At 41.6% G+C, this 1,957-nt stretch carries 1 protein-coding gene; it reads left to right on the forward strand.

Annotation, left to right across the window (positions count from 1 at the left end; translation table 11 throughout):
- Positions 1-538 precede the first annotated feature (538 nt).
- Positions 539-1,618, forward strand: a complete 1,080-nt coding sequence (locus G451_RS0120270) for an ATP-binding protein (RefSeq protein ID WP_027185677.1) — start codon at positions 539-541, stop codon at positions 1,616-1,618.
- The last annotated feature ends 339 nt before the right edge of the window (positions 1,619-1,957 follow it).

Here is a 1,957-nt window from a genome sequence, read left to right on the forward strand (position 1 = left end):
TACTCGTTACGAAAAATTGCAGATGACTTTCTTGGCAATGGTTACTATCGCCTCATGTCTCATCTGGTTGCGGTAATTTAGAAACACGCCCTAGTATTTATACTTCTGGTTGAGTTCTTTTCGTCCGATAACAGCATGACCATGTTTTCAAACTCGCCTTTCAACCCGCTTGCCTGTTTTTGATCTCTTTCTTTTTGCCCAATCTGTCACCAAGTCTGACATGTATAAGAAGATGTGTGAATATGAAAAATCATTTTTTGCATGGATTTATATTGGGAATTCCATTAGACATTGCTCTTTTTAGTTCATTGGTCTGAGATGATATGCACAAAATATGAGGGACTCCAGAAAACAGCTATGGAAGAGACTATTGAAAACAGCATATTGCAACTGAATATCAGAAACTAAAATATATTCCGTGACAATCTCAAACTATGCCTTATTCTCTCAAAAGAATTTTCATTTAAGACAGGCATTTAACGTAACGGTTTTGACGCACGACATGTGTGACGATAAATCGTTATAAGGAGTCCATATATTGGACAATAAAATATTTGATCCACCTAAGCCCGAAGCGTGTGTTAGCAAGATTTTCGAAGCCAGCGGCGCGAAGTTCGATACGGACGTCGCGACCAATCTTTGGAAAAAAATTATGCGGCACAAATGGATCTTGTCCGAAAGACTGAATCGAGATGTCGGTTTCAGGATCGCCTGTAACGACTTTCTCGAAAACATTGGAACGGACGAAGAAGTTACCACTCACAACCAGGAAAAACTCCTGGTGCAAATGGGTGCGCGCACTATTAGCAGGGATATCTGGGATACCATTTCCGACACGCAACCTCCCAAGCAATTGATCCAAAAGAAGATCATTCTTCCCTTGATTGAAGGAGATCTCTCACAGAAGCATGGTGTCATTCCACCCAAAAACATCATTTTTTTCGGTCCGCCAGGCACAGGTAAGACCCATTTTGTCAAGGCGATGGCTGGAAGATTAGCCTGGTGGTACGTTGAAATTGTGCCAAGTATACTCATGATCGACGGTGTAGATAAAATTGGAATGCATCTGCGTGAACTTATGGAAAAAGCCCGTAATTTGGATGAAGTCGTCCTATTCATAGATGAATTTGAAGAACTTGCTGGTAGCCGAGATACGGCAAACCGAGTAGACAGGTCGATCACCAACGAGTTTCTTAAGCAGGTACCGCTCATGAAAAGCCATACCAACAAGGTGCTGCTTGTATGCGCGACAAATTACATCCGTCAACTAGACGCTGCACTACTACGCCCTGGACGTTTTGATTACGTCATCCCTGTTGGCTCTTTGGATGACGATGGAAGAAGAACAGTACTGAGTTACTATCTGTCAAAGATGAACACCGAAGTTATTGATTTGGACCTTCTTATAACTTTAACCACGAAATTCACTCCAGCAGATATTGAATATCTTTTCCAAAACGTCGCCCAGCAGGCTTTTGAAAAAGAATGTGAGAGCAGAATCAACTTCCCGGTGACAACAAGCATTATAGTCGATGCAATTAATCTTTTCAAACCGTCTCTAACGGAAACCATGGACGAGGAGTTTAGGAAAGACGTAGCGACCTATTCACGTATTTAAAGGATCAAACTAATCGGGGGGATCTTTTTAAGATAGTCAACAAGGAGATTGATGCTATAATTGCATTGTCGTCCGATTCATTCTCAAATGCATTTTGCGCATAATTCAGCCAGGGGCCACCCCCTGGCTGAATATTTTTCCCCGACAAAGAAAAGTTGCCCAGTCTGATAGCGAAGTCCTGGTCAAATGACTGCATGTCAAAAATGGTAACGAGACCTAATATTTAATTATGTTGACCACAGTTCCTAGTACATCGTAAAATTTAAGTCTTCGCATTTGTATTGCAATAGGCTATTCTCTCTTCACTAAGAAGGAGAAGGAATGGCGCCGCGCTACAAA

Source organism: Desulfovibrio inopinatus DSM 10711 (genome assembly GCF_000429305.1).
Taxonomy (GTDB): Bacteria; Desulfobacterota; Desulfovibrionia; order Desulfovibrionales; family Desulfovibrionaceae; genus Alteridesulfovibrio; species Alteridesulfovibrio inopinatus.